Here is a 7,989-nt window from a genome sequence, read left to right as displayed (position 1 = left end):
CCCCCGACTGGGCGACTTCGCCACCCACCTCGACGAACTGCGCGGCCCCCAACCCACAGCGCACACCACCAGCACGGCGGCCGATGCCACCGTGGCGGACCACACCGTCGCGGTGCCCCTGGCGGCCGAGTCCGAGCCCGAGCCCGAGCCCGAGCCCTTCCCCGCCTCCGGCTTCCAGCAGCGGATCTGGCTGGCGGAGCGGCTGGAGCCCGGCACCGCCGGCTACAACGTGCCGCTGGCCTGGCGCCTCCCCGGTGGCCTGGCGATCGACGCGCTCGAAGCGGCGCTGGCCCTGCTGGTCTCCCGTCACGAGATCCTGCGCACCGCCTTCGTGGAGCAGGACGGCCGCCTGCGGCAGCTCGTCGGCGCACCCTGGTCCCCGCGGCCGACGGAGCTCGACCTGCGCGGCCGGCCCGACCAGGACGACGTGCTGCAGGAGTGGCTGAACCGGCTGGCGCACCACGAGTTCGACCCCGCCTCGGGGCAGCTGCTGATCGCCGGTCTGGCCGAGCTGGGCGACTGCGATCAGGTGCTCTTCGTCTGCCTGCACCACCTGGTCTGGGACGGCGAGTCGGCCGGCGTGTTCCTCCGCGAGCTCTCCGACTGCTACGCCGCCGTCAGCGCACCCGCGACCGCGCCCACCTCCGAACCCGCCGTGCAGCAGCACCTCACCGTCCCCACCGGCGAGGTGCTCCACCCGGCCAGCGCCCACCAGGGCCGGATGGGCTTCATCGACCACTTCGAACGCGGCGTGGTCTACGACGGGCCGCCCGTCTACCACAACCTGCCGCTGTACCTACGGCTCGAGCAGGCACCCGACCCCGCGCAGCTGGCCGCGACCGCGACCCGGGTGGAACTGGCCCACGAAGCGCTGCGCACCAACCTGGTGCTCCTCGACGGCCGGATCACCCAGCGGATCCGCACCGAAGCCAGGCTGACCGTCCAGTGGCTCGACGCCGCCTCCGCGGCCGGCGAGGAGGTGCCGGCCGCCCTGCGCGGGTGGGCCGCGGAGCCCTTCGACCTGGCCACCGACCCGTTGCTGCGGCTGGCCGTCCAGCCAGACACCGACGGGGGCGCCTGGCTGGCCCTGGTGGGTCACCAAGCCGTGCTGGACCGCACCTCACTGACCGTCATCGCGCGGCAGTTGCTGGCCTCCCCCGACGGCCCGCCGCCCACCACGAGCAGCTACCGACAGTGGCTCGACGCCATCCCGCAGGACCGCAAGCAGCACGACCTGGAGATCCGCGCGCAGGCGCTGCGCGGCGAGATCGACCCGCTGCGACTGCCCGAGCGCCGACCCCGCGAGGCCGTGCACATCTACCAGGAGCAGTCCGTCCCGCTGCGGTTGCCGTCCACCGCGGCGCTCGCCCGGTTCGCGCGGGAGAAGGGCCTGAGCCAGGAGGAGGTGCTGCTCACCGCCTTCACCGTGTTGCTGAGCTGGTACTCCGGCCAGGAGGAGATGGTGCTCGGGGTCGCCGACCCCGGCCGCGGGGACGGGGCCGACTCGATCGTCGGGCCGCTGGCGAACCTGCTGCCGCTGCGCCTGCGGGCCACCACGGCAGCCAGCTTCCACGAGGTGGCCGTCGCGACCAGGGCGGCGCTCGGGCACGCACGCCAGCATCCGCTGGCGCCGTTCGACGAGTTGGTGGCACTGGTCGATCCCGACAAGGACATGAGCCGGACCGCACTGTTCGACGTGTTCTTCTGCTACGCCGACGGGCCGCGCGCCCTCACCGGCCCGGAGGGCTCGCCTGCCGTCCTCGTCGAGGAGGGCAGCGGGTACGGCAAGTACGACCTGACGCTCTTCCTGCGCCCTGAGGACGACGCGCTCGATGGCCGGTTGGTCTTCAACGGCCTCTACTTCGACACCTCGCAGATCCAGCTGATGGCCGAGCACTACCTGCGGTTGCTGACCCAGCTGCTCGCCGCACCCGACGCGCCGCTGGCGCAGGCCGACCCGCTGACCGAGCAGGAGAAGCAGACTCAGCTGGCGGTGTGGAACGCCACCGAAGCGGCCTATCCGCAGACCACGCTGCACGCGCTGGTGCGCGACCAAGCCCAGGCCCGGCCGCGGGCGGTGGCCCTGAGCCAGGCCGACGAGCGCCGCAGCTACGCCGAACTGCTCGACCGGGCCGAACTGTTGGCCCGGGCCCTGGTGGACCGCGGGGTGCGGCCCGGCGAGCTGGTGGCCCTGTTGCTGCCGCGCGGACTGGCGCAGGCCGAGGCCATGCTGGCGGTCCTGCTGGCCGGGGCGGCGTACCTGCCGATCGACCCGGCGGTGCCCGCCGAGCGCCAGGCGTTCATCCTGGCCGACTCCAGCACCCGCTGGGCGGTGCTGGAGGACGCCGAGGCAGTTGGTCAACTCGACTTCCACGGCACAGTTCTGATGATGACTCAACTCATCGAGGAGCCGGCGGACGGACGGGTGGTGCTGCCCGAGACCGGCCCCGACTCCCCCGCGTACTGCATCTACACCTCCGGCACCACCGGCCGTCCCAAGGGTGTAGTGGTCAGCCACCGCAACGCCGTACGGCTGATCAGCAATGAGCGCTTCCCGTTCAGCTTCGGTCCCACCGACGTCTGGACCATGTTCCACTCGTACGCCTTCGACTTCTCGGTCTGGGAACTCTTCTGCGGGCTGGCACACGGCGGCCGGGTCGTCGTGGTTCCGGAGGAACAGGCCCGGGACGCCCGGCAGTTCTGGGAGCTGATCCAGCGTGAGCGGGTCACCGTGCTCAACCAGACGCCCAGCGCGTTTCGGCAGTTGCTCGCGGTGGAGGAGGAGAGCGCGGCGGCCCCGCTCGACCACCTGCGCTACGTGATCTTCGGCGGGGAACAGCTCCAACCCGCCATGCTCGGTGGTTGGTTGGAGCGCCGACCGCAGGTGCGCCTGGTCAACATGTACGGGATCACCGAGACCACCGTGCACGTGACCGTCCGGACCGTCACCCGGGCGGACGCCGACACCGGCCGCAGCGTGATCGGCACGCCGATCCCGACCACCACCGTTCACCTGGTCGACCCGCGTACCCGCGGGCGGCTGCTGCCGGTGGGCGCCGTCGGCGAGATCCTGGTCGGCGGCGCGGGCGTCACCGACGGCTACCTGCGACGTCCCGAGCTGACCGCCGAGCGTTTCGTGCCCAATCCGTTCGGCGAGGGCACCCTGTTCCGCAGCGGCGACCTGGCCCGCTACCGCCCCGACGGCTCCCTGGAGTACCTGGGCCGCGGCGACTCCCAGGTCCAGCTGCGCGGCTACCGGATCGAGCTCGGCGAGATCCAGTCCTGCCTGCGCGAACACCCGGCCGTCGCCGAGGCCACGGTGGTGGTCGAGGACGAGCGGCTGATCGCCTACCTCCAGCCGGCGGGCGAGCCCCCCACCGGGGCGCAGCTGCGCCTGCACCTGGGGGCCAAGCTGCCGCAGTACATGATCCCGGCCCAGTTCCGTACCGTGGCGGCGATCCAGCTGACCGTCAACGGCAAGCTGGACACCGCGGCCCTGCGCGCCACCGGGGTGTCGCTGGAGAGCGCCGGCGGCGACGAGCCGCGCACGCCCACCGCGCGGGCCCTGGCGTCGATCTGGGCCGAGCTGCTGGCCGTCCCCGCGGTGGCGGCGGGTGACTCGTTCTTCGCACTCGGCGGCCACTCGCTGCTGGCGGTGCGCCTGCTGAGCCGGGTCACCCGCGAGTTCGGTCCCGCCCTGCCGCTGCGCACCCTCTTCGAGTGCCCACACCTCCAGGACTTCGCCGACCTGGTCGACGCCCGGGGTGGCCAGGCTCCCGAGGCCGCCCGGCCGGCCGAACCGGCCCGGCCGAGCGGTGAACTGCTGCCGGCCGCCGGCTTCCAGGAACGGATCTGGCTGGCCGAGCGCGCCGCACCCGAGGACGCGCGCTACAACGTGGTGCTGGCCTGGCGGGCGCCGGCCGGACTGGACGCGGCACTTCTGGGCCGCAGCCTGGCCGCGCTGGTCGAGCGCCAGGAGATCCTGCGCACCCACTTCGTGGAGCACCAGGACCGGCTCCGTCAGCTGGTCGGCTCGCCGTGGCGTCCCGAACCCGAGCTGCTCGACCTGCGGGCCGCCGCCTCGCCCGACGCCGGCCTGCGGGCCTGGTGTGACCAGGCCGCCCGACACCCCTTCGACCCGGCCTCGGGCCGACTGCTGCGGGTGGCGCTGGCCGACGACGGCGCCGCCGGTCACGTGCTGCTGCTCTGCCTGCACCACCTGGTCATCGACGGGGAGTCGGTACCGGTGTTGCTGCGAGAGCTGGCCCGGTGCTGGGGGGCGGTGGCGCAGGACCGGCAGCTCGAGCCGCCCACCGTCCAGTACCGGGACTTCGTCGCGGCCCAGGAGGCCGAGCGGGACAGCGCCCGACGGGCCGCCGACCTCGCGCACGGCACGGAACGGCTCACCGGCGCGCCGGCCTACCCGCGGCTGCCCGAGCCCGCGGCGGCCGGGCCCGACGGCGCGGTGGCCATCCCGCTGCCCGCCGACGCCCTGGCGCGGCTGCGCCAGTTGCAAGCCACGCACGGCGTCTCCTGGTTCATGGCCGCCGCCGCCGCGTTGGCCGTGCTGCTGCACCGCTGGACCGGCCAGGAGGACGTCACCTTCGGGGTCCCCGTCTCCACCCGGGACCGCGGCCGATTCGCCGAACTGCTCGGGCCGTGCCTGGACCTGACGATCCTGCGGTCCCGCTCCGCCGGGGCGGCCACGCTTCGCGAGCTGCTGCGGGCGATGCGGTCGCAGGTGCTGGACGCCTTCGAGCACCGCGGTGCTCCCTTCGACGAGTTGGTCGAGCGGTTGCAGCCCGAGCGGCGCGCGGGCCGTACGCCGTACGCGGAGATCGCGCTGAACATGAACCTGTTGAGCGATCGCCGCAGCACGCTCGGCGACACCGAGCTGACGCCGCTCTTCTTCGACTCCTTCTGGGCGCGGGAGACCAAGTTCGCGCTCACCGTCACCCTCTCCGAGCAGGACGGCCGACTCTCCGGCGCGTTCTCCTACCGTGGCGAGCGGTTCGCGGCCGAGCAGGTGCGCGCCCTGGCCGAGGGCTTCGGTACCCTGCTCACCGGGCTGCCCGAGCTGCTGGATCGGCCCCTGGGCGATCTCGCGTTGCCGGAGCCCGGCGCGCTGAGCGCCGGTGGGCGGCGCCAGTACCGGGACTTCGTCGCGGCCCAGGAGGCCGAGCGGGACAGCGCCCAGCGAGCAGCCGACCTCGCCTACTGGGCCGACCACCTGGCCGGCGCCCCGCCGTACCTGGACTTCCCGGCCCCCCGCCAGGCTGGGCCCAACGGCGCCGTGCCGATCCCACTGGCCGACGACCTGATGGAGCGCTGGCGTCCGCTCCAACAGGAGCACGGCTTCACTCCGTACCTGGCGGCGGCCGCGGCGCTGGCCACCGTGCTGCACCGCTGGACCGGCCAGGACGACGTGGTGTTCGCCGGCCCGCTCGCCCACCGCGACCACCCCGACTTCGCCGACCTGCTGGGCCCGTGCCTGGACACCATGGCGCTGCGCTCGCGGCCGGCCGAGGACGCTACCGTCCGGGACCTGCTGCACACGATGCGCGCCGAGTTGCTGAGCGCCCACGAGCACCGGGGCGCACCGTTCGAGGACATCGTCGACCGCCTCAACCCACCCCGCCGCCTCGGCCGCACCCCGTACGCGGACGTCCAGTTGAGCCTGACGACCGTGGGCGGCCAACAGCCCACCCTCGCCGGTCGTCCGCTGAGTCCGCTCGCATTCGATCGCCAGGGCGCCGAGTTCATCGGCAAGCTCGGGCTGACCGTGGTCCTCACCGTGCGCGACGGTGCCCTGACCGGCACCGTGACCTATCGCGGCGATCGCCACCGCCCGGCCGACGTCGCCCAGTTCGCCCAGCTGCTCGGTCGGGCGCTGAACACCCTGACCGACCAACTGCACGTACCGGTCCGGACCATGGACCTGGTCGGCACCGACCTCGAGCAGTTGCGCGACTGGGAGCACGGCCCGGCGGCCGGCGCCACCACCACCGTCCCCGAGCTGGTGGCCCGTTGGTGCCGCGAACACCCCGACGCCCCGGCCGTGGAGACCGATGCCGGTGTGCTCAGCTACCGCCGGCTGGCCGACCGGGCCGCCGCGCTCGCCGGGCGGATTCGTCCGCACGTGCGCGGCGAGGACCCCGTGGTCGCGCTGCTGCTGGGCCGGGGCGAGGAGCTGCCGGTGGCGATGCTGGCCGCCTGGCAGGCAGGGGCCGCGTTCTGCCCGATCGAGCCCGGGCATCCGCAGGCCCGGGTCGACTACATCCTCGACGACCTGGCCGCGGGAGCGGTGCTGACCGACGACCCGGAGGTGTGCGAGCGGCTTCGCGGACGTGGTCGGGTGGTGCTCGACGTCACCGACCCCACGGTCGCCGAACCCGCGGCTGCCGCCGATGCGTCCGGTGCCGCGCCGGACCCGGATTCGACGGCCTACGTCATCTACACCTCCGGTACCACGGGCGAACCCAAGGGCGTCGCCCTGCGCCACGGCGGCCTGGCCCAACTGGTGCTGGCCGGCGGCGAGTCCTTCGGGGTGGGACCGGGCGACCGGGTCGGTCAGGTGCTGAGCCCCGGCTTCGACGCCTCGCAGTGGGACATCTGGTCGGCCCTCGGTTCGGGGGCCTGCCTGGTGCCGCTCCAGGGCCCGATGGTCGTCCCCGAGTTGCCGGGCTGGCTGGACGAGCGCCGGATCTCGCTCTGCCTGGTGATGACGCCGCTCGCCGAGGCGATGTGGACCTCGGACCGCCCCGGCCCCCGCTACCTGCGGCACCTCCTGGTGGGTGGCGCGGCGTTCAGCCAGTGGCCGCCGGCCGGCCTGCCCTACCAGGTGAGCAACGTCTACGGGCCCACCGAGACCACGGTGTTGGCCCTCCACCACCGGCTGACCGCCGACGACGAGGGCCCGCTGAACCGGCTGGGGCGCCCGTTCGCGGGTGGCCGGGCACTGATCCTCGACCCGCGCGGTCAGCGCTGCCCGGCCGGCGTGGTGGGCGAGATCTGCCTGGGCGGCCCCGGCGTGGCCAACGGCTACTGGCGCAGTCCGGACCTCACGGCCGCGCGGTTCCGCCGTACCGACCCCGACGGTGCGCCGGGAACGGTCTACCGCACCGGTGACCTCGGTCGCCGGCTGACCGACGGGACGGTGGAGTACCTCGGCCGCGCCGACCGGCAGGTGAAGATCCGCGGCTACCGGATCGAGCCGGGCGAGATCGAGTCCGTCCTGCTGGCGCAGCCGGAGGTGGCCCAGGCACTGGTGCAGGCCGACCCGCGGCGCTCGCCGGCCCTGGCGGCCTATCTGGTGCCCGCCGGGGAACACCGGCCGAGCCTGCCGGAGTTGGCGCGGCAGCTGCGGTCACGACTGCCCGCCTTCATGGTTCCGGAGGCCGTGGTCTGGTTGGACGCGCTGCCGCTGAAGCCCAACGGCAAGGTCGACGAGGCCCGGCTGCCGCAGCCGCAGCGCGCGGATCTGGCCACCGCCGCGACCTGGGTGGCACCCGGCGCGGGCCTGGCGCAGCGGATCGCCGAGGTGTGGTCGGACGTGCTGGGTCTGGCCACGGTCGGCGCCCATGACAACTTCTACGACCTGGGCGGCAATTCGCTCCTGCTGGCGAAGCTGCACAGCCGGCTGATCGCCGCGCTGGGCCGGGAGCTGCCGATCTCACAGCTGTTCGAGCACCCGACGGTCGCGGCGCTGGCCGCGGCGCTCGACACCGGTTCGCCGACCGGTGCCCGGGGTCCACAGGACGGCCCGGGCGGCGGTGCCACGGACGGCATGCGGGACCGAGTGGCCAGGGCCAGGGCCGCCTCCGCCGCCCGCCAGGTCCAGCGCGCCCGACGCTGACCGCGTCCCCCTCCCGGCCCGGGGGCGCGGGGGGCGCCCCCCCCCGGGCGCCCCCCCCCCCGGGGGGGGGCGGCCCCCCCCCCCCGCCCCCCCAAAAGGCGGCGCCCAGGGGGCCCCGGGGGGGGCGGGCCCCC

General features: G+C 74.2%; 1 protein-coding gene. It reads left to right on the top strand.

Going from position 1 to position 7,989, the window contains the following annotated elements:
- Positions 1 to 91: 91 nt before the first annotated feature.
- Entirely contained in the window at positions 92 to 7,855 is a 7,764-nt protein-coding gene (locus tag ACIGXM_RS14860) for an amino acid adenylation domain-containing protein (RefSeq protein ID WP_396560733.1), read from the top strand.
- Positions 7,856 to 7,989 lie beyond the last annotated feature (134 nt).

The organism is Kitasatospora sp. NPDC052896, from assembly GCF_044547075.1.
In the GTDB taxonomy this organism is placed as follows: Bacteria; Actinomycetota; Actinomycetes; order Streptomycetales; family Streptomycetaceae; genus Kitasatospora.
This window is presented reverse-complemented; position numbering and strand designations above follow the sequence as displayed.